The sequence below is a fragment of the Lactococcus taiwanensis genome (assembly GCF_017068355.1).
GTDB classification, from domain to species: Bacteria; Bacillota; Bacilli; order Lactobacillales; family Streptococcaceae; genus Lactococcus; species Lactococcus taiwanensis.
Window position 1 is genome coordinate 1,282,467 of the sequence record NZ_CP070872.1, and the last position, 21,195, is coordinate 1,303,661.

At 40.5% G+C, this 21,195-nt stretch carries 20 protein-coding genes; 9 read left to right on the forward strand and 11 right to left on the reverse strand.

From position 1 onward, the window contains the following. Positions 1 to 160: 160 nt before the first annotated feature. The 6 genes from JW886_RS06325 to rsmG all read left to right on the forward strand — a co-directional run bounded on the left by JW886_RS06325 (position 161) and on the right by rsmG (position 4,820). Positions 161 to 1,183 (forward strand): NAD(P)H-dependent glycerol-3-phosphate dehydrogenase, encoded by a 1,023-nt coding sequence (locus tag JW886_RS06325; RefSeq protein WP_075525733.1) that lies wholly within the window; start codon positions 161 to 163, stop codon positions 1,181 to 1,183. Positions 1,184 to 1,216: 33 nt separating this feature from the next. Next, positions 1,217 to 2,152 (forward strand): UTP--glucose-1-phosphate uridylyltransferase GalU, encoded by a 936-nt coding sequence (gene galU, locus JW886_RS06330; protein ID WP_075525734.1) that lies wholly within the window; start codon positions 1,217 to 1,219, stop codon positions 2,150 to 2,152. Positions 2,153 to 2,225: 73 nt separating this feature from the next. Continuing rightward, a complete protein-coding gene (locus JW886_RS06335; RefSeq protein ID WP_075525735.1) occupies positions 2,226 to 2,633 on the forward strand; it encodes a NusG domain II-containing protein in 408 nt (135 codons plus the stop codon). Next, the gene (locus tag JW886_RS06340; RefSeq protein WP_200407286.1) at positions 2,630 to 3,160 is read left to right on the forward strand and encodes a Gx transporter family protein; all 531 of its coding nucleotides are present in this window, start codon (positions 2,630 to 2,632) and stop codon (positions 3,158 to 3,160) included. Before JW886_RS06335 ends, JW886_RS06340 begins: the two co-directional genes overlap by 4 nt. After that, entirely contained in the window at positions 3,151 to 4,110 is a 960-nt protein-coding gene (locus JW886_RS06345) for a polyprenyl synthetase family protein (RefSeq protein ID WP_075525737.1), read from the forward strand. Before JW886_RS06340 ends, JW886_RS06345 begins: the two co-directional genes overlap by 10 nt. Continuing rightward, a complete protein-coding gene (gene rsmG / locus JW886_RS06350) occupies positions 4,107 to 4,820 on the forward strand; it encodes a 16S rRNA (guanine(527)-N(7))-methyltransferase RsmG (RefSeq protein ID WP_205871597.1) in 714 nt (237 codons plus the stop codon). Before JW886_RS06345 ends, rsmG begins: the two co-directional genes overlap by 4 nt. 45 nt (positions 4,821 to 4,865) lie before the next feature. On the opposite strand, the gene pyrF is transcribed toward rsmG, so the two are convergent. The 3 genes from pyrF to JW886_RS06365 all read right to left on the reverse strand — a co-directional run bounded on the left by pyrF (position 4,866) and on the right by JW886_RS06365 (position 7,469). Continuing rightward, positions 4,866 to 5,579 carry an orotidine-5'-phosphate decarboxylase gene (gene pyrF, locus JW886_RS06355; protein ID WP_075525739.1) on the reverse strand — a complete coding sequence of 238 codons (714 nt, stop codon included), beginning with the start codon at positions 5,577 to 5,579 and terminating at the stop codon, positions 4,866 to 4,868. Between the two features lie 72 nt (positions 5,580 to 5,651). After that, on the reverse strand, positions 5,652 to 6,602 hold the full coding sequence (locus tag JW886_RS06360; RefSeq protein ID WP_075525740.1) for a dihydroorotate dehydrogenase: 951 nt from the start codon (positions 6,600 to 6,602) through the stop codon (positions 5,652 to 5,654). 78 nt (positions 6,603 to 6,680) lie between these two features. After that, entirely contained in the window at positions 6,681 to 7,469 is a 789-nt protein-coding gene (locus JW886_RS06365) for a dihydroorotate dehydrogenase electron transfer subunit (RefSeq protein ID WP_205871598.1), read from the reverse strand. Between the two features lie 448 nt (positions 7,470 to 7,917). Between JW886_RS06365 and JW886_RS06370 the strand changes: the two genes are divergently transcribed. The 3 genes from JW886_RS06370 (at position 7,918) to JW886_RS06380 (ending at position 11,163) form a co-directional block, all read left to right on the forward strand. After that, positions 7,918 to 9,141, forward strand: coding sequence for an SPFH domain-containing protein (locus tag JW886_RS06370; RefSeq protein ID WP_205871599.1), 1,224 nt, complete (start codon positions 7,918 to 7,920; stop codon positions 9,139 to 9,141). Between the two features lie 103 nt (positions 9,142 to 9,244). After that, the gene (locus JW886_RS06375) at positions 9,245 to 10,381 is read left to right on the forward strand and encodes a TFIIB-type zinc ribbon-containing protein (protein WP_205871600.1); all 1,137 of its coding nucleotides are present in this window, start codon (positions 9,245 to 9,247) and stop codon (positions 10,379 to 10,381) included. Beyond that, a complete protein-coding gene (locus JW886_RS06380; RefSeq protein WP_205871601.1) occupies positions 10,378 to 11,163 on the forward strand; it encodes a TPM domain-containing protein in 786 nt (261 codons plus the stop codon). The genes JW886_RS06375 and JW886_RS06380 overlap by 4 nt, the downstream gene beginning before the upstream one ends. Positions 11,164 to 11,197: 34 nt before the next feature. Here the strand turns inward: JW886_RS06380 and JW886_RS06385 are convergent, their stop codons facing one another. From JW886_RS06385 to carB, 8 genes are all read right to left on the reverse strand, one after another. Beyond that, a complete protein-coding gene (locus tag JW886_RS06385) occupies positions 11,198 to 11,734 on the reverse strand; it encodes an rRNA large subunit pseudouridine synthase E (RefSeq protein WP_205871602.1) in 537 nt (178 codons plus the stop codon). An 82-nt stretch (positions 11,735 to 11,816) separates the two neighbouring features. Beyond that, positions 11,817 to 12,998 (reverse strand): WxLIP family cell surface protein, encoded by a 1,182-nt coding sequence (locus JW886_RS06390; protein WP_205871603.1) that lies wholly within the window; start codon positions 12,996 to 12,998, stop codon positions 11,817 to 11,819. A gap of 74 nt (positions 12,999 to 13,072) precedes the next feature. Further along, a complete protein-coding gene (locus JW886_RS06395; RefSeq protein ID WP_200407275.1) occupies positions 13,073 to 13,882 on the reverse strand; it encodes a WxL domain-containing protein in 810 nt (269 codons plus the stop codon). Between the two features lie 9 nt (positions 13,883 to 13,891). After that, positions 13,892 to 14,191, reverse strand: coding sequence for a hypothetical protein (locus JW886_RS06400; protein ID WP_205871604.1), 300 nt, complete (start codon positions 14,189 to 14,191; stop codon positions 13,892 to 13,894). Positions 14,192 to 14,226: 35 nt separating this feature from the next. Beyond that, complete coding sequence (locus JW886_RS06405; protein WP_205871605.1) at positions 14,227 to 15,228, reverse strand: WxL protein peptidoglycan domain-containing protein; 1,002 nt, start codon at positions 15,226 to 15,228, stop codon at positions 14,227 to 14,229. Between the two features lie 14 nt (positions 15,229 to 15,242). Next, positions 15,243 to 17,222 carry a beta strand repeat-containing protein gene (locus JW886_RS06410; RefSeq protein ID WP_420844226.1) on the reverse strand — a complete coding sequence of 660 codons (1,980 nt, stop codon included), beginning with the start codon at positions 17,220 to 17,222 and terminating at the stop codon, positions 15,243 to 15,245. A 26-nt stretch (positions 17,223 to 17,248) separates the two neighbouring features. After that, positions 17,249 to 17,830 (reverse strand): hypothetical protein, encoded by a 582-nt coding sequence (locus tag JW886_RS06415; protein WP_241003747.1) that lies wholly within the window; start codon positions 17,828 to 17,830, stop codon positions 17,249 to 17,251. A gap of 144 nt (positions 17,831 to 17,974) precedes the next feature. Further along, the gene (gene carB / locus JW886_RS06420) at positions 17,975 to 21,169 is read right to left on the reverse strand and encodes a carbamoyl-phosphate synthase large subunit (RefSeq protein WP_205871606.1); all 3,195 of its coding nucleotides are present in this window, start codon (positions 21,167 to 21,169) and stop codon (positions 17,975 to 17,977) included. Positions 21,170 to 21,195 lie beyond the last annotated feature (26 nt).

The following is a 21,195-nucleotide window of genomic DNA, read 5'->3' on the forward strand; positions in this document are numbered from 1 at the left end:
ACAAGTTTCTAATTTTCTAATTCATTTCTAAGAAATAGCCCTTATCGCTATATCTCTATTTTATCATAATATTTAAACCCTAAATCATACTTAGGGCTGATTTTTAATCTCCCTTATGTTAAAATGTAAAGGAAACCAAAACGAAAGAAAGGATCATTCAATGAATCCACAAAAAATCGCAGTATTAGGCCCTGGATCTTGGGGTACTGCCCTTTCGCAGGTGCTCAATGATAATGGACATGAAGTACGCATCTGGGGTAACAACTCGGAACAAATGTCTGAAATCAATGAACATCACACTAATAAACGTTATTTTAAAGATGTTGTTTTAGATGAAAAGATAAAAGCTTTTGAAAATTTAGAAGAAGCCTTGACTGACGTAGATGCGGTATTGTTTGTTGTCCCTACTAAAGTGACACGCTTAGTCGCTCAACAGGTCGCACAAGTATTAAAAAACAAAGTCCATCTGCTTCATGCTTCTAAGGGTTTGGAGCAAGGAACGCATGCCCGAATTTCCAGTATTTTAGAAGAGGAGATTCCTGCATCTTATCGCGGTGAGGTTGTCGTGGTTTCTGGTCCTTCGCATGCAGAGGAGACCATTGTGCGTGATATCACACTGATTTCTGCCGCTTCTAAAGACCATGCTGAAGCTAAGTACGCTCAAAATCTCTTCAGTAATGATTATTTCCGTCTCTATACCAATACCGATGTGGTCGGTGTGGAAACAGCTGGTGCGCTTAAAAATATTATTGCCGTGGGTGCTGGAGCACTGCATGGTCTTGGTTTTGGGGATAACGCGAAGGCTGCCATTATTACACGTGGACTAACTGAAATCACGCGTTTGGGTGTAGCGCTAGGTGCGGAACCGCTGACCTATAGTGGCCTTTCAGGTGTAGGGGACCTCATCGTTACTGGAACATCGATTCATTCACGTAACTGGCGAGCTGGGGATGCTTTAGGACGCGGTGAAAAACTTGAAGAGATTGAGCGTAATATGGGAATGGTTATCGAAGGTGTTTCAACGACTAAGGCTGCCTATGAACTGGCCCAACAACTGAAAATTGAGATGCCAATCACTGAAACCATTTATCGCGTACTTTATGAAAACGTTGATGCCAAAACAGCAATTCTTGAATTAATGCGCCGTGAAGCCCGTGAAGAAAATGAGTTTAACCAACTCTAATTTATGAGATATTTTAAAGGAGATAAAAATCAAATGAATCCAACTAAAGCTAGAAAAGTACGTAAAGCAGTCATTCCAGCCGCTGGTCTAGGCACCCGTTTCCTCCCAGCCACGAAAGCAATCGCTAAGGAAATGTTACCAATTGTTGATAAACCTACAATACAATTTATTGTTGAGGAAGCCCTCAAATCAGGGATTGAAGACATTTTGATTGTAACGGGAAAAGCTAAACGTCCTATTGAAGATCATTTCGATTCCAATATTGAACTGGAACAAAATCTACGCGAAAAAGGAAAAACCGAACTCCTTAAACTGGTAGAAGAAACAACCGATATTAACCTCCATTTCATCCGCCAATCTCATCCTAAAGGACTCGGACATGCTGTACTTCAAGCTAAAGCTTTTGTTGGCAATGAACCATTTGTCGTTATGCTTGGTGATGACTTGATGGACATCAACGGAAATGGTACTCCTTTAACTAAACAGCTGATCAATGATTATGAAAAAACGCATGCCTCAACCATCGCTGTTATGAAAGTACCTCACGAAGACGTGGATAAATATGGAGTCATTGATCCTAAGGGTGAGGTTTCAAAAGGACTTTACAATGTAGAACGTTTCGTTGAAAAGCCTGAAATTTCAGAAGCTCCATCTGATTTAGCAATCATTGGACGCTATCTTTTAACTCCTGAAATCTTTGATGTATTAGAAACACAAGCTCCAGGTGCTGGTAACGAAATCCAGCTAACAGATGCCATTGAACGTTTGAATAAAACACAACGCGTTTTTGCGCATGAATTCACCGGAAAACGTTATGATGTGGGTGATAAGTTTGGATTCGTAGAAACTACAATTGAATACGGACTTGAGCATCCACAGATTAGTGAAAGTTTGAAAGCCTACCTTATTGAAAAAGGAAAAGAATTAGAAAAAGCAGCGGCTTCAACTCCTCATAAAATAGAAAAATAAAAGAACGCCTTCCTTAATGGAGGCGTTTTTTGATTGCGTGAAATTTTCCTTCAGTTTTGCTATAATAGGCATAATGAAATTCCTTAAAAACACGATTATTTATTTTAAAAACATTAAAACGAAACCTTTAGATTTTGTCATCATTTTCGTGTTATTTTTGGCTTCTTTTTCAACCTTATATTTTTTTGCAAGTGGATCAAGGGGGGCTGAGGCTCAACTTCGTGTTCATGGGCAGGTGATTCGCACTTTTGATTTAAAAAAAAATCAAACTTGGACTTATCGAGATAAGGACGGCGATTACAATAAGATTCGTGTAAAAGATGGCGAAATTGCCGTCATTGAAGCCAGTTGCAAAGATCAAATTGATGTGAAGCGAGGGTATATTTCAAAAGTCGGAGAAACGATTGTCTGCCTTCCTCATGATCTTGTCATCAAGGTTATCAGCGGTGAGACAAACGAGCAGGTGGATTATACAGCATGAATGTAAAAGAATACGTATATGTCTCTTTATTAACCGCAGCCGCTGTGGTGATGGGGATTGTAGAAAGTGCTTTACCGCCTTTTTTTGCTTTTGCTCCTGGTGCTAAGATTGGCTTGGCGAACCTGGTAATGATTATTGCTGTTTTTACCTTAAATTGGCGCAAAGTATGGACCATGCAAATTTTGAGGCTACTTCTTACTGCCCTTTTCACGGGTTTTTCCGTTTTTCTCTATTCTTTTGCTGGGGGGATTTTATCCTTACTTGCAATGTATGCCATGAAACAATTTGGACCCAAGCTCGTTTCTCTCATCGGAATTTCTGTAGTCGGTGGTTTCTTTCATAATTTTGGGCAATTAGCTGTTGCCTCATTTTTAGCTAAAGCCCCTTCCGTTATGCTCTATCTTCCTTGGCTTGCTTTCTTTGGAATGCTGGCAGGATTTGCGGTAGGGATTGGAGGAAATCAACTCATCACGCGTGTGAAGCCTATTCAAGAATTATTTATCAAAGAAAGTAAACAATGGACGTAAAAAATACCTTTTGGAAAGCTTACCCCGCACTTGGTAAGCAACTTACACAAGTTCAAAAATTAATGAAAAGCCATGTAACCATCAAAAATGAAGCAATAAAATCAGCTATTTTTGATATTTTTGATGCGGGAGGCAAAATGTTACGTCCTGCTTATTTGCTCTTATTTTCAGGTTTTACAGAACTCTCTGAAAAAGAAAAATTGGCTCTAGCAGCCAGCATTGAAATGTTACATACCGCCACTTTGGTTCATGACGACGTGATTGATCGTGCCGATACAAGGCGTGGGGTTGCCACACTTTCTGCAAAATATGGGCCAGAAATCGCCGTTTATGCGGGGGATTACCTCTTTATCGCTGTTTTTAAGTTAATGTCTGAGCATTCATTAGAGTTATCTAACTTGACAAAAAATATCGGCTCAATCGAGCGACTTTTAGGTGGCGAGTTAGGCCAACTCAATAAACATTTTGATTTGGAACAAACACTGGATGATTACATAGAAAATATTTCAGGCAAAACAGGGGAACTTTTTGCCCTCTCTGCTTCTGTCGGGCCCTTAATTTCTAAAAATAATATGCTTGCCAATCGTGCTTATAAAATTGGAATGAACATTGGAATCGCCTTTCAAATTATGGACGACTACTTGGATTATGCAGCTTCGGCAGAAACATTGGGCAAACCTGTCCTCGAAGACATCAAACAAGGTATTTATTCAGCTCCTGTTCTTTTCGCTTTGCAAGAAAATAGAGCTTTGATGACTGATTTGATAAAAAAAGAGGACTACGACAAAGTCTATGAATTTATTCAAAGCTCTTCCGCCTTGTCAGAAACAAAAGCTTTAGCAAAATCCTACACAACTGCTGCTTTGACCCAGATCGATAAACTCCCAAGCGGTGAAAATCGCAAAGTCATTGCAGAAATTACTAGAAAACTCTTGGAGCGTACCTTATGACCCCTGATGAATTTTACGCAGCTCTTGCTGAATTTGATCTCATCATTTCAGAACAACAAAAATGGCAATTTAAACGTTATTTCGAACTTTTAGTCGAGTGGAATGAAAAAATTAATTTGACTGCGATTACCGAAGAATCAGAAGTTTATTTAAAACACTTCTATGATTCTGTCGCTCCAGTTTTATATGATTTAATTACTGACCAGCCTGTCAGCATCCTAGATATTGGTGCTGGTGCTGGTTTTCCAAGCCTCCCTATGAAAATTCTTTTCCCTTCTCTGAATGTGACTATTATTGACTCTTTAAATAAACGCATTAACTTTTTGAAACTACTCACAGAAGAGTTGGAACTTGAAAACGTCAACTTGCTTCATGGACGTGCTGAAGATTTCGGCCAAAATGTGCTCTATCGTGGGAATTTTGACATTGTGACGGCGCGTGCTGTCGCTCGCCTCTCTGTTTTGTCAGAGTTAACCATCCCTTTCTTGAAGAAAAACGGCTGTCTCCTTTCTTTAAAAGCCGCTCAATTTGAAGAGGAGTTGCTTGAAGCAAAAAAAGCCATAGCCCTTTTAGGCGGAAAGTTTATTCAAGAGATAGCTTACCACTTGCCAAATGGGGATGAACGTCATATTGCACTCATCGAAAAGAAAAAAGAAACGCCTAAAAAATATCCACGTAAAGCTGGAACGCCAGCTAAAAATCCTTTATAATCCCTCCTTTGGATTTAAGAAAAAAAGCTCACTATTGTGAGCTTTTTATTGATTCCATTCTTCTTTTATCGTGTGATAAGCCGCTACGGGATCAGCTGCTTGAGTAATTGGACGTCCTACAACAATATAATCTGAACCAATTTTTCGCGCTTGTTGAGGAGTCATGACACGTTTTTGATCTCCTTTATTACTACCGACAGGTCGAATTCCTGGGGTCAAACAAATAAAATCAGGCGAAGTTGCTGCTTTTATTTTTTCAACTTCATGTGCGGAACACACCACCCCATCTAAGCCTGCTTCGGCTGTTTTTTGAGCATAATGAATAACTGATGCTTCAAGACTCGTCATAATTTGTTGATCTTCTTGCATAATTTCCTCAGAGGTTGAGGTCAGCTGGGTAACTGCAATCAATAGCGGACGCTCACGCCCCGCTGGGGTGCCCAGCTCCAAACCACGACGAGCAGCTTTCATCATCTCAACCCCACCAGCAGCATGGACATTAACCATGTCCACTCCCAAACGGGCAAGCACCCGCATGGAGGATTCTACAGTATTCGGAATATCATGTAATTTTAGGTCTAAAAAGACACGATGTCCCAGTGATTTTACATAATAAACAACCTGAGGACCAGCTGTATAAAAGAGTTCCATACCTAATTTGATATAAAGGTGTTCATTGGGTGCGAATTGTTCAAGGAAATCTTTTACTTCTGAGAATTCTGCAAAATCTAAGGCAATAACAGGTCTATTTTCTGGCATTTTTCCACTTTCTATTTTTGCTGACAGCGTCGTCAGTATTTTTTAATGCGTTCCACGGATTTGGAGACAACTTTACAAGATTTTTTGAGGGTTTTTCATCTGTTTTACTTCTTGGATCAGTTGTGTAAGGCTTTCTATCCCGTAGCGATCCATCAAAGAAGGTAATTTTTCAATAATTTCAGGACAAACTCTCGGGTTGGCAAAATTTGCAGTTCCGACGGCGACTGCTGAAGCACCCGCAAGATACATTTCTAAAACATCCTGAGCAGACATCACTCCCCCCATTCCAATTATTGGTAGATCGACCGCTTGAGCCACTTGATGAATAAGTTTGAGCGCAACAGGTTTGATGGCTGGCCCTGACAATCCCCCAGTCACATTCGCCAAAATTGGCTGACGGCTTGCTAAATCAAACCTTACGCCCATAAGCGTATTGATCATTGTTAAACCATCAGCACCAGCTGCTTCTACAGCCTTGGCAATAGGGACAATGTCCGTCACATTAGGGGAGAGTTTAACATACAATGGAACTTTACTGACAGCTTTGCAAGCTCTGACAAGTTGTGCAGCCACCTCAGGATTTGTTCCAAAAGCTTGCCCACCATGTTTAACATTGGGGCAAGAGATGTTTAATTCGATTGCCGCTACATTCGGCGCCTCCCCAATCCTTGCACAAACTGCCACATAGTCCTCTTCTTCTGAACCCGCAACGTTTGCAATAATGGGAAGATCAGGAAAATGATTAGCGAGCCAAGGTAATTTTTCAGCCAGCACCACTTCAAGCCCAGGATTTTGCAAGCCAATTGCGTTGAGCATCCCACTAGCTGTCTCAGCAATACGTGGGGTAGGATTACCAAAGCGCGGCTCCAGCGTTGTTGCTTTAACCATGATAGAGCCCAGTGTGTTTAAATCAAAATACTGGGCATACTCTTCGCCAAAGCCAAAACAACCGGATGCAGGGATAATTGGATTTTTTAAGTCAAGTCCAGGAAGTTGGACCGCAAGACGAGAATTGTCATTCATAGGAGCTCCTTTTTTATAAAAGTTGGATTGATTACTGACGAAGCTGTCAGTAACTTACAGCCTTAGCCAAAGCGAAAATTATAATGCGATCTGTTTTCCTAAGAATACTGGACCGTCTTCGCAAACTTTTAGGGCATGATTTGGGTCTTTTCGGTCATGTTCGACACAGGCATAACATGCTCCAATCCCGCATGCCATCCGACTCTCCATAGAAATATAAAGCCGCTCGATATGATCATATTTACGAGCAACAGCTTTAAGCATGCCCGGTGCGCCACAAGTATAGACGACGGTAGGTTCAAGCGCAAGCTCTTCCATCAGCATTCCGACATGTCCTTTGTAGCCATAAGAACCATCATCGGTCGCCACGCGCAATGTCACGTTATTGATGCGAGCAAATTGAGCTTCGAGTATTTTTACCTTCTCAGTCGCAAAGCCTAGTAATACTGTCATTTGACAGTCTTTTTCTTCCAACTGTTTGGCAAGTTCGTATAATGGAGGCACACCAATCCCTCCACCCACGAGCAATACATGGTCTTTTGGCGTAATTTCTGAAATCGGAAAGCCATTACCGAGTGGTCCCATGACGTCGACCATCTCTCCCTGCGTTATTTTTGAGAGTGCGTAAGTCCCTGTAGTCTCATCTCCAATCCGGTAAAGAAGGCTACAAGTACTGGTCGCCTTATCCCAACTTGAAATTGAAATTGGGCGTCGCAAAAGCATACTAGATTGGGGCACTGCAAGATGTAAAAACTGACCAGGCAGCTTCATCTCCTGTACCAGATCGCCCTTTACCACTAATTCATAAATATTGCAGGCAACCTCGCGTTGACTGACCACCGTCATCAGCTCTTGTAATTTAGACATGCTTTTTCTCCTCAGTATTTAATTAAATCAAAAAACACTTGTAGAGCGCCTACAAGTGTACTGAGAAAGTGGAAAGTTACTGACAGCTCCGTCAGTAAGCCTAGGATTTTTTTACAAAATCTTAAAACTTGCCGGATGCTAGGTAACTTATTCCAAATTAATTTTCCGTCTCCTTGTAAGCCTCTCTGGACTTAATTAAAGGTTTTAAAATATTATAGCGAAATTTTTTTCTTTCGTCAACAGCTGACCTTATTGTCCTGCGACTTTAGGCTGATTTTCAGTAACTTGTCAAAGATTTAGTAGGTTTTAGCTGTGAAATTTGTTATAATGAAAACGGATAGCATCCTATTTTAAAACAAGAAAGGAAGGCAAATTCTAACTTTTTTTAGTGCTTCTTATTTTTAAGAGGAGCTAGAAAAAACGCCGATGAATTTGCTCATTAAAAAATATGGGAATTATTAAAGCTGCAACGAGCGCAGTCGGTGGAACACTTGCCGACCAATGGCTAGAAGTTATTGAACCTGATGATATGTCTGATCAAACCGTCTTTACCAAGGGGGTAAAGGTGCGCAAAGACGCCAAACGTGGTTCCAATAAAAAAGGGACAGAAGATGTCATCACAGATGGTTCTGTTGTGCACGTTTATGAAAATATGATGATGCTTTTAGTGGACGGTGGTAAAATTATTGACTACACCGCTGAACCGGGTTATTACACTGTAAAGAACGATACGGCTCCTTCTATGTTCAATGGCGGACTTCGTGAATCGATTCAAGAAAGTTTCTTCCGCTTTAAATTTGGTGGAACAACACCACAAAAGCAACAAGTTTTTTATATCAATTTACAGGAAATTAAAGGCATCAAGTTTGGAACACCTACTCCCCTTCAGTATTTTGATAATTTTTATAACGCGGAATTGTTCTTACGTACTCATGGGACTTACTCTATCAAAATCACAGATCCTTTAGCTTTTTATGCCAATGCCATCCCTAAAAATGCGGATCATGTGGATATTCAAGAGATAAATGAACAATATTTGGCCGAATTTTTAACCGCCTTAAACACGTCTATCAACCAATACTCAGCCCAAGGTGAACGCGTATCTTTTCTCACCTCTAAAAGTATGGAATTGAGTAAATACATGGCCTCAGTTCTAGATGAAGATTGGAAACAATTGCGCGGTATGGAAATCGTCGCTGTAGCTGTCGCAAGCATATCTTATACAGACGAAAGTCAAAAACTCATCAACATGCGCAATCAAGGCGCGATGTTAGGAGACCCTTCCGTACGTGAAGGTTACGTGCAAGGCGCAGTTGCACGAGGACTGGAATCAGCCGGTTCAAACCCAGGAGGAGCCATGAACGCCTTCATGGGCATGAATATGGGTGGACAAAATTTAGCAGGTTTCTCACAAGCCAATCAAAATCAAATGCAATCACAACAAGAACAACAAGCCGATACTAAAAGCTGGACTTGTCCTGAATGTGGCACGAAAAACACAGGAAAATTCTGCTCAAATTGCGGGCAATCAAAACCAAATGCTGCACCAGTCATGCCTGAAATAAACATGGCTTGTAATGCTTGTGGAGCAGCGGTAAACTTGGCCAATGGGGTTCCTAAATTTTGTCCTGAATGTGGTCAACCCTTCATTGCTAAGCCACTGACAGATTAAACAAAATGTAATAGTATGTCGTTTGACTTGCCCTTGTCATAGCGGCATCTTTTTTGGAGCGTCATGTTTTAAAGGACATTCCATTTGTGAAAAGGAGAATATTATGAGCGAAAGCTCAGTTTTTACCCATAAATGTCCCAACTGTGGGGGACCACTACTTTTCGATCCTAAACTTCAAAAATTTCACTGTGAGTACTGTGGCTCTAGCTTCACAGAGCAAGAGGTCTCCACTTTTGAAGACCAAAATAAAGCTACTTTTACTGATGACACATTTACTGACAGCTCTGTCAGTAGCCTGGAAGCTTCTAATCCGTCCGATCTATCAGCTGACCAACCACAGGACACTTCACACTCTTTAGAAGAAGTGGGATTATTTCTCTGCCCCTCTTGCGGAGCAGAGTTAGTGACTGAGGCTACAACAGCCTCAACTTGGTGTTATTATTGTCATAATCCCGTTGTTTTGACTGAACGACTTTCAGGAAAATTTTTGCCTGAGAAAGTTCTCCCTTTTCAAATTGAACACAAAGAAGCGGAGGAACGGTTTCTAGAATGGGTCGGTAAGAAAAAATTTGTTCCCAAAGCTTTCTTTGATAAAAAACAAATTCAAAAATTATCAGGGGTCTATTTTCCTTATTGGGCTGTTGATGCAAAGCTCACAGGTGATTTGACAGCTCAAGCAACTAATCTGCGTGTTTGGATCGTTGGTGATACCGAATATACGGAGCACTCTCAGTATGCAATACGTCGGGCAGGCTCGACTGCTTTCAAAGATCTGGTCAAAAATGCTTTACAAAAAAACCTCACAGATAAGATGGTTGGTGCTGTTCAGCCTTTTGATATGAGTGCTGCTGTTCCTTTCAAAAACCAATACCTTTCTGGTTTTATGACTGAAAAGCGTGACATTGAATTTCAAGAAATGAAAAATGAGGTTGAAAAAGAATTTCGTCAGTACGCTGACGGACTCATGACAGCGACCATAACAGGTTATAGCTCGGTCAGTGGCGTTCAAAGTCGTCATCAACTGACCACTTTAGACGAAGATTATGTCCTTCTGCCACTCTGGTTAGTGACCTACCGTGAGCCCGGAAAAGACAAATTTTACTATTATGCCATGAACGGCCAAACAGGTAAAGTAGCCGGTGTCTTACCAATTGATAAAACGAAACTTTGGCTCTGGGCCTTGGGGCTTTTTATCATCATACTGAACCTAGGAATCTTAGTGGGGTACCTTGTCTCATGAAAAAAAAATCTATACTTTTTAGTTTCATTCTATTTGGACTATTCTTTTTATTCATTCCCCAGCCCACAAAAGCAGTAACTTTTTCGTCAGGGATCGAAGATAATGCTCAGATTTTGGGTCCAACAATTTCCAGTTTGCAAGGGCAAGCTCAAGCTTTGGCTGATCAAACCAAAGCTGGCGTGTATGTCCTTACGTCAAACAGTACTACTTCTGCTAGTTCTATGGCACGTTCCTATTTAGCAGAGCAAGTAGGGGAAGGAAAAAACGGAGTAGTTCTTGTCATCAATATGAACTTGCGGAAAGTCTACATCTGGGCAACGGGGAACATGAAGCATTATCTATCAGCCAGTCGAATTGAGGATACTCTTGATGTTGTTCAACCCGCTTTATCTGCTAATGATAGCAGTGGAGCAGTAACAGGATTCTTTGACAAAGTCAGTCAATACTATCGCGCAGGTATTCCGACTTCGCGTCGTTATACTGTTGATGAACAAACAGGTGCGGTTACTTTCCAGCGCAGTTTTCGTCCACTTTACATCATTATCGCAGCTCTCTTTGCTTTGCTTAGCGCAGCTCTCTTTATCTGGATGATCTATCGCCGTTACCAAATGAAAGATGCCCACGCAATCTGGCGTTATGATTATAATCATAATGGAGAGCTCCAGCTCTCAGAACGAGAAGATCGCTTGGTTAATACCTTTATCACCACGCGCCACATCCCTCGTCCTTCCTCTGATGGCGGCGGAAGCTCTGGAGGATCAGGTGGCGGAAGAAGCTTTTAAAAAATATAAAAAAGGAATGCTTGAAGCACTCCTTTTATTTTTTTATAATTTTATATTCACCACTTTTTAATGTCCCTAAACTATACTGACCAATTGACCACCGAATAAGACGTAAAGTCGGAAATCCAACTGCTGCTGTCATTCGCCTAATCTGACGATTTTTCCCCTCTTTAATAGAAATCTCCACCCAACTTGTAGGGATTGATTGACGTTCTCGAATCGGGGGATTTCGCACCCATAACCAATCAGGCTCATCAATCAATTTAACTTTTGCTGGTAAAGCCTTCCCATCCTTCAATTGCACCCCTTGTCGCAACTTACTAGCTGCTTTCTCATCAAAGACACCTTCCACCTGTACCACATACGTTTTATAAGCTTTTGATTTTGGATCAGTCAGTAAATGATTCAATTTTCCATCATTCGTCAGTAAAAGTAAACCCTCACTGTCTTTATCTAAGCGCCCAGCTGCATACACATGAGGAATCTTGATAAAATCCTTTAGTGTCTTTCGGCCCATCTCATCAGTGAATTTAGTTAATACATCATAAGGCTTATTAAATAAAATAATCATTTTTCCCCTTTTCAAAAACAACTGCTTTTATTCTATTTTACCAAAATCTTTCCTCCTTGCCTATCTAGGTAATATTTTGTTCTTATTTTTCTTTCTTTTGTGCATTTAGTTCCTCAATTGTCTGTGCTTGCTTCGTCAATTTTTCACGCAATTTTTGATTTTCTATTTCTTGAGCCTTTGTTTGGCGACGTTTCTTTATCAGAAGCAACAAAACTGCTGCCATGAGGAAAATAAGTCCGAGGAGTATGCCCTGCCACATCCAACTTTTATGAGTCGTTTTGATTGTTGGATCACTCTTATTCAATTTATCAGACTCCCCCTGAGCAATAGTAAAAGTCTTTTTAAAAGTCCATTGATATCTATAGTTTTCCTTTTTCCCATTTCTGGTTGCCTCATAAGCACCTTTGGGATCTGTTCTTGCACTCACTACCATTTCCAGCTCATATTTACCTGCCTGAAGAGGTTCTGAGACACGTGTAGCCGCATTCTGATTGCTGGTTGGAATAGGCAGATTAAAGTTCGTATTCGGTGCCATTTGCAACATTGGATTGGAATACGTATACGCTACTTCTTTGTGTGTAAGACCACGAACAGTAGCCTCAACATTTACCGTATTTAAATAGGCCATCTCTGGATTTTGAAGATTAACATTGATTACATTACGCCCATTTACCTGCCCCGCTTTTATGGTGTGCAGCTTAAGTTGGGCTGGAAGCTCTTTTTCATTTTGACGGATTAATAAAGCAATCGAATAAGAATAAGTATTTTTTACTGAAATCCCTTTTGCAGCTGCTTGATTGTCAGCTTCGGTTTGTCCTTCTTGTTGGAAAGTTATGCCTCCTGCTATAACACCATCAAAAGGTGTTTGAGGCATTTTTACTTTAATCTTTACCACTTGTCGCTCATGAGCAGCTAAATTTACAACCTTTGGCGCTTGTGTGTAATCTTTGATATTATATTTTAATGATGCATCTAGTGGTAAGTTCGTTGGGGAATAATCCACTACACCCGAAGCATTTGTCACTGCACTCGAAATTAAAACTTTGATTGTTTGCTTTTTTTCCGTAAGATTCTCAAGCTCCACCTCAAGAGTCTGTTGCTTATCCGGTTCTAAAAGTAAGTCAAAATAGCTGACGCCTTTCTTGACTTGATTTTCTGGAAGTATTGGATTCACTGAATAATCCATTGTTTTTGCCTGGACCTCACCCCCCCTTACTAAGACTAAGGCAATGATAATAGCAATAATCGCTTTTATCTTATTCATAACGCTCCCCTCTCTAATTTCTTTTAAAAAAGAACCTCCTTTTTAAAGAGGTTCTCAACTCACAACCTTAGTTTTTAAGCATTACCTGGTGCGCTATAAAGGTTCCAATTAAGGGTGGCACTATAAGTATCTGCTTTTGCAGCGCCAGCAGGCACATTTAAAGTAATATTAGGATCGACTTTGCCTGTTGTATTAGCAGTATCTAACGCCTCGGGATCACTAACAAGGCTCGAACCGTCTTTTGCTCCAAAGTTTAACAAATTGGTCCCTGTTCCAGTACCTGCATCCGCTTGAAAAATTGTTATGGCTGTCCCTGGTACAAGCGCGTTAAGTGCTGTATTCGTAGCGGACGTAGCCTTATTAGCTGAAGCACTGACTACATTGTTTGTTCCATCTGCGTTAAAAGTTAGGACAGCATTCGTTAAATTTCCAGCAGTAGCTCCCGCAAATTGCGCAGTTTGAGTTAAAGCAACAGACCACCCTAATGGACCACTTGGAGTTCCACGGTTATCTGAAACTTGCATAAATTGGGGAATGGCTTTACCTGTCCCGTCATCAGCTGCCCAAGCTGACCAGGTATGAGCACTTGAGGCATCTACATAATGCGTCCCAAAGTTAAGTGCGGGTACAAAATCAAGGGTTAAACCATCACCAGAAAGTACTGGATTAGAGGTATTAGGGACTCCTGGTGTTGTTGGAGTGATTGGGGTTTTCCCATCATTTGGAGAGACGGGGGGAGTAGCCGTTATTTTAGCTCTAAAAGTTATTTTAGCGTTACTAGTCGTAGATCCCACAGTTGCTGCTTGAGTAAGGGATCCTCCTGTAACCAACAGCCCAACGCTAAGAAGGGTTAAGCCTGTTAAATTTAATTTTATCTTGTTCATGAATGTACCTCATTCTCTTTTATATTTTGGGGCTAATATGACAGTGATAAAAATTCCGAAAATGAGTAGAATACCAACGTATGAAAGTTGGCTTGATTTCTCACCTACTATCGGTAAATTCTCACCCTGTGTAGCTCTATTTCGCTGAGCAGATAGAGTTACCTTATTTTCGGGTGGCTTCTCTAGTGGAGCTTTGTCCACAAAACCAATTTTACTTTTTGTTTGAGTGACACTATTCATTTGTCCTAAAGCTACACCTGAATGCAGGACGGTTATTATACTGACAAGAGTAATAAGTTTTACTTCCAAATTTCTCCTTTCTACTCCACTTCAAACAGACTTCTTTATTTTATACTCTTATGCCTTAGCCTTATCAGAGCACCTAAAATTAAGAAAAGAACAAGCCACAAAATTGGGGAGGTTGTTACTAAGGCTGATTTTTTTTGTATCTTCTGCTGATGGTTGACATTTAATTTTCCATCTTCTCCCACCACCCAATCTTCTTCTATTGTTCTTCCATTAGTTGATATGACCAAATGATAGTTCTGCCCTCTTTTTAGTGGTTCATTCATACTAAAAGGCAGCTCCACCTGTGCAAAAGGTACGAGAGAACTTTGATTGGTCGCTAATTTAGCGACATGTTGTTCATATTTGTCCGTTAAAGTTGCCTGAATTTTAACCCCTTCAACGAGAGACCCATTAGGATTGTTTACCCGAAGAAAAAGGTCTCCCTTTTCATCTTCCAATAATGTTTCTTTTACAGGAACGAGAGGACTGATAGCCGTCGGCTCCATAACTAATGCCACAGCATGAGAATACTGATTGAGGATGCCTTCTTGATTGCTGGAATTTACTTGCTGAGTGACAGTTATCCCACCAATGACTTGATGTGCGAGGCCGTTTTTAGAGATATTAAAATTGATTTTTATGTCTCTATTTTCGTACGGTGCTAAGGAAACTTTCAACTTCCCTGCTTGGGTTTCTCCTTCAAAATGAAGGTCATGATAAAAGTTAAAGGAATTGTCATTTTGGCTGAGTAATGCAGCCACTTCCTTTTGGGATAAGCCATAATCTATGGTGAAATTATTATTAGTAGCGGCTTGATGACTTGTTACCAAGAAAGTACTCTTTTCAGCGCCATTTGTTAATTTCAGTACTAGATTAATTCTTTCTTTAGGCTCAACCTGTAACCACCAATAAGAATTAATTTTCTGCTTTTGATGTGCTTCAGTGATGGCTTCAACACTAAAGTCGCCCTCTAAAGCTTGAACGGGGTTATTAATCCCACAAAAGACTAAGAAAACGAGTGAAGCTATCAACCATTTAAACTGTTTTACACCTTTCATTTCTTACCCCTCGTTTAGGAAGGCCCATCAATCATCGTATATTGAAATGTTCCTCCGAGACTATTATTTTGCGATAACAAACTGTTGTTTGCCTTCACAGCTATACCAGTATCTGTCGAAAAGGTCATTGTATACCAACTACCAGCTCCTGTCATCTTAATCCAAGATGGCAAAGTGCTGTCACTGGTGAGACTGGCTATTTGAATCGCACTATTAACCGTTAGAGCTGTTGGATTTTTTGTTGAAGGATCAATCCAGTAATATTGCAAACCACTAGGGAAGTTGTTTTGTAGAAGCTTTAATGTCACATGACTATTGGGATTTTGTCCCCGATCATCACTAACTACTAAGGTTTGCGGACTTGTTCCTGGAATGAGATTTGACCAAGAGCCATCTACGGGTGTCCCTTGTGACGCATTGGGGTCAAGGGATATATTGAACGTGCGACTCATACTAGAAAGGGCAGTTTGAAGTTGAAGGCCATTTGGTTGATACCAAGAAATATATTTACCCGCTGCGATAGCTTGTAGGTCACCTGCAGCGTAATTATTTGGTGAAAGGTTAGCTACCTGCAACGTCGGGTTAAACGTGGTTAGTGTCCCTGTGTTTAAGCGATACCAGACGTCCGCACTGCTTGAGGTAATACTTGTTTTATTTGGCGAAGTTAAGTCATAAGTGTTATCAAAGCGATAGGCAGTTGAGGAGGAATGTGTTCTTAATCCTGTTCCTGAAATAGTGATTGGAAAAGTGAGCACAGTCGTAGAAAACACGGAATTACCACTGGTGTTGAATGTAACAACTTTAGGATTATTCATTGTAATCCCACTCCCTAAACCTGGTGCCAAAGTAGCAACACTTTGATTAGTATTTAAGTTATTGAAGAGTATTGATGATCCCTGCCCAAAATTCCACTTCACTGGACCAGCTAAAAATCCATCAACACCTGATACCCCGCCTAAACTCATCACTCCACCAGTAGTAACCTTTAATGTCGCATTTTGTCCAACGTTCACATTCCATGCATTAAGAACATTAAGTGACATAAACCATCCACCTGAATAAGTTGAAGCTGTATTGGTAGTCCCGTTAATCAAAAAACTACCATTAATATTCCAATTTAGTGCCCCGCCTGACAAAAGTCCGCCATCATCATAGTACATGGTATAAGTTTTGTTAAGATTCCAAACCATTGATGCTCCAGCATCAACTTGCAGTGTTGAACCCCCATTCGGGTAATAAATGTAAAAAGGTTGATCATTTCCCCAACTTTGGTTTAATGTCGTTGTTCCATTGACGACCTCTAGATAGGTTCCCCCTTGTATCCATTCTCCTTGGTTATCTGCACCTGCACTACTCGCATCGTTTATATCATGATTTTGTAAGATGTTAAAGGTATTATTACCATAAAATAAAATTTTTCCTGTATCATTTCTTATTGGCTGTGCTCCATAAAGGCTATCTCCATTAGTTACAGTAACATTGTTATAGATTGTGGTAGCCTGTGCATTAGAGCCTTTCATCTGAAAAATGCCACTCGTAATATTATTGATGATCTGAGCATTTTTTAATGTTAATGTTGTTGAAGAAGAGATGGTGCCATTAGATCCAAACGCACGGGCCGTGCCATCACTTCCTCCTATACTCTGAGCGTTTGTGTAAGTTGTATCATTGTCCAGGTAAAGGGTAAAATTATTCCCGTTGATCGAGAGTGATTTCCCGCTTATGACCACATTTCCTGTATTCACTACTGCATTACCAGGAATGTTACCAGTGACATTGAAAAACACAGTCCCATTAGAGCTTGCTGTAGGGGTAACTCCCTTGTAGGTGTCTACCATATCTTGCCAGCTGGCAGTATTATAGTATGTCGCTCCGCTGAGGCCAGTTATTGAACCTGTCGTGTCAATGCTCCCCGTCAGAACAGAGGCGTAAACTTTTTGCTCTGCTTGAACTATAAAAAAAGAGGGGAGTAGCATTAAGAAAAAGAGGAGCATATATCTAAATTTCATACTTTTCCCTCCTATGGGCCCGCAACGATAGTAGATGTAATAGTGGCACTGTAAGTCCCTGCGGCAATTGCTTTTGTGCTCCCATCAACAAGTAATTGTGCACTAACGTTTCCACTCGTCATTTTCCCGTTAGCCCCGTTCCCACTGCGTAGCACTTCTCCATTTTGTTTAAAAATATTAATGGCAGCTGCTCCAACAAGCTTACCATCTGTACTACTTCCAACAGTCACATTAAAGGCTGTGACAGGAAGAACCGTCGAATTGGTGGAGAGTGTAAAATCACTTATCCTTTGTTGAATACTAAAGGCCGTATTAGTCCCTGATAAGTTTGTAACCACAATAGGATTATCAGAGGCAGAGTTAACGCTCACCTGTCCTCCTGATATGATTTGATCGGCAAAACTAAAATTGCCTGCTGTAATTGACCAAGTGTTTGCTGACGGAGCAGTCACATTAAAAAAGACGTTAGCCGTAGCATTTTGATTATCGACCACTGTGTCCGCTTGAACTAAAAAAGATGGACGAACTTGTGAAAAGCTCAAGATGAAAAGGCCAGCGGTCAAATAAAAATAGCGTTTTATCTCTTTCTTCACTGAGTCCTCCTTCAACACCCAAAAATGAAAGCGTATTCTATATACTCCATTTATAGCTTAATCTAAAACTTTTGTCCAACAATCTGCTTAAATACTTTTTCATCTGAATACCAAAAACCCTCTTTTAAGAAAGAGGGTTTTAATTTATATCATTTTTGTAGTAAAACTACGACTTTCCATCACTTTGAGGATAGCCGCTGCAGTATCAAGGGAAGTAAAGAGGGGAATACCTCGACTAATCGCTTCTTGACGGATTCTAAAACCATCTGTTTCAGCAGTCAAAGATGCTCTTGTGTTACCCATCGTATTGATAACCGCTTGAACACGTCCCTGACGGATATCTTCTACCAAAGTGCCTTCTTCATCCTCGCTTCCTAAAAGTTTTTCAACCTCACGGACATGAAGTTTATTCTCTTTGAAAAATTTTGCGGTACCTTGGGTAGCAATCAGGGAGTAACCGATTTCGGCAAAACCTTTAGCGAGCAGGAGTGCCTCTTCTTTATCCTCTTGGGCAATTGTAAAAAGAATGGACCCATAATCAGCAAGATGAAGTTTCGCTGCTTCAAAAGATTTATAAAGTGCTTTTTCCAGCGTTACATCCGATCCCATTACTTCACCAGTGGATTTCATTTCTGGTCCTAAGAGACTGTCCACACGAGCCAATTTAGTAAAGCTGAATACAGGGGCTTTAACATGAACCATTTTCGAAGCTGGTGCAAGACCTGATTTATACCCGAGCTCGTTTAGTGTTTTACCTAAAATCATCTTTGTAGCAAGTTGTGCCATCGGAATATTTGTCACTTTAGATAAAAAGGGAACGGTTCTTGAAGCACGTGGGTTTACTTCAATCACATATACTTGTTCTTCGTGAATAACAAATTGAATATTCATCATCCCTTTACAATTTAGACCTATTGCCAAACGTTGCGTATAATCAACAATGGTGTCAATAATTTCTTGTGAAAAAGTTTGCGGCGGATAGACTGCCATGGAGTCCCCTGAGTGAACCCCTGCACGTTCAATGTGCTCCATGATTCCTGGAAGAAGTACATCGGTACCATCACAGATCGCATCTACTTCGCACTCACGTCCTTGTAAATAAGAATCGACTAAGACGGGATGCTCTGGTGATGCTTTAACCGCACGGTTCATATAATCTCTTAAATCATTTTCATTGTTAATAATCTCCATCGCTCGTCCACCTAAAACAAATGAGGGTCGGATAAGGACAGGGTAGCCAATTTTATTAGCATTTTCTACCGCTTCTTCCTCAGTAGTGGCTGTTGCTCCTGGTGGCTGAGGAATTTCTAAATCTTGTAATGCTTTTTCAAATAAATCTCTGTCCTCAGCACGGTCTAAATCTTCAACTTGCGTTCCTAAAATTTTAACCCCAGCTTTAGAGAGAGGTTCGGCTAAATTGATAGCTGTTTGTCCGCCAAATTGGACAATTACACCTTCTGGTTGTTCTAAGTCAATGATATTCATCACATCTTCAAAAGTTAGTGGTTCAAAGTAAAGCTTATCAGAGATAGAAAAATCTGTTGAAACTGTTTCTGGATTAGAATTAATAACGATAGCTTCGTATCCCAAAGCTTGAATAGCCTTCACACAGTGTACAGTTGCATAATCAAATTCAACACCTTGTCCGATACGAATCGGTCCAGAACCAAGGACGATAATTTTTTCACTGTCTGATCTTTCCGATTCATTCTCCCACTCATAGGTTGAATAAAAGTAAGGTGTGGAGCTTTCAAACTCAGCAGCGCATGTATCAACCATTTTATAGACAGGTAGAATTTGATTTTCTTTTCTACGACGGCGAACTTCTGTTTCCTCAACATTCCAAAGTGCTGCAATTTTACGATCTGAAAACCCATTTCGCTTTGCACTTTTAAGGAGTTCAGGGTCAAAAATATTGACACTAAGCGCTTCTTCAAGCTCCACAATATGGAGAAGTTTATCTAAGAAGAAGAGATCTATTTTCGTCAATTCAGAAATCTCCTCAATCGAGATTCCACGACGGATGGCTTCTGACACATAAAATAGGCGGTCATCTTGGGCCTTGACCATCTTCTCATACAATTGTTCATCAGAAGCCTGCTGAGCTTCTTCTAATTCATTATGGATTGTCCCTATTTCAAGGGAACGTACTGCTTTAAGTAAGCTCTCTTCGATATTATGACCAATTGCCATAACTTCGCCTGTTGCTTTCATCTGTGTTCCTAGTTGACGATCACCCTGTTCGAACTTATCAAATGGAAAGCGAGCAATTTTGGCCACCACGTAGTCTAGAGCTGGCTCAAACATAGCATAAGTCGTGTTTGTTACTGGATTAATAATTTCATCAAGTGTCATTCCTACTGCAATCTTAGCTGACATTTTTGCAATTGGATAACCTGTCGCTTTGGAAGCCAGTGCAGAAGAACGGCTCACACGTGGGTTGACCTCGATGACATAATACTTATAACTTTCAGGATCGAGCGCTAATTGAACATTACAGCCTCCCTCGATTTTTAGAGCACGAATAATCTTTAAACTTGCATCGCGTAACATTTGATATTCATGATCAGAGAGGGTTTGGCTTGGTGCAAAGACTATGGAATCTCCCGTATGAACCCCTACAGGATCAAAATTCTCCATGTTACAAACCACAATAGCATTATCTGAAGAATCGCGCATGACTTCATATTCGATTTCTTTAAAACCTGCGATAGAACGTTCAATAAGGCATTGGGTCACAGGACTTAATTTAAGTCCATTGGAAGCTATTTCACGAAGTTCTTCTTCAGTGTTACAAATTCCTCCACCTGTTCCTCCCATAGTGAAAGCAGGACGCACGATAACTGGATAACCAATACTTTGTGCAAAAATCAGAGCTTCTTCAACGGTATGAACAATCTCTGATTCTGGGATCGGTTCTCCTAATTCTTCCATCAATTTTTTGAAAAGATCGCGGTCTTCAGCTTGGTCAATGGCGCTGAGTTTTGTACCTAGAAGTTCAATATCTAATTCCTCTAAGATTCCAGTTTCAGAAAGTTCCATTGCCATGTTAAGGCCAGTTTGACCTCCCAACGTTGGTAAGAGGGCATCTGGAGTTTCTTTTCGGAGAATTTTACTGACAAACTCAACAGTAATTGGTTCGATATAAACACGGTCTGCGATTTCACGGTCAGTCATGATGGTTGCAGGATTTGAATTAATCAAAACCACCTCATAGCCTTCTTCTTTCAAAGCAAGGCAAGCTTGAGTCCCAGCATAATCAAATTCAGCAGCCTGACCAATGATGATGGGTCCGGAACCGATGATGAGAATTTTTTTAATATCTTTACGCTTTGGCATTTGTTTTCTCCTTCAATCTTTGAGTA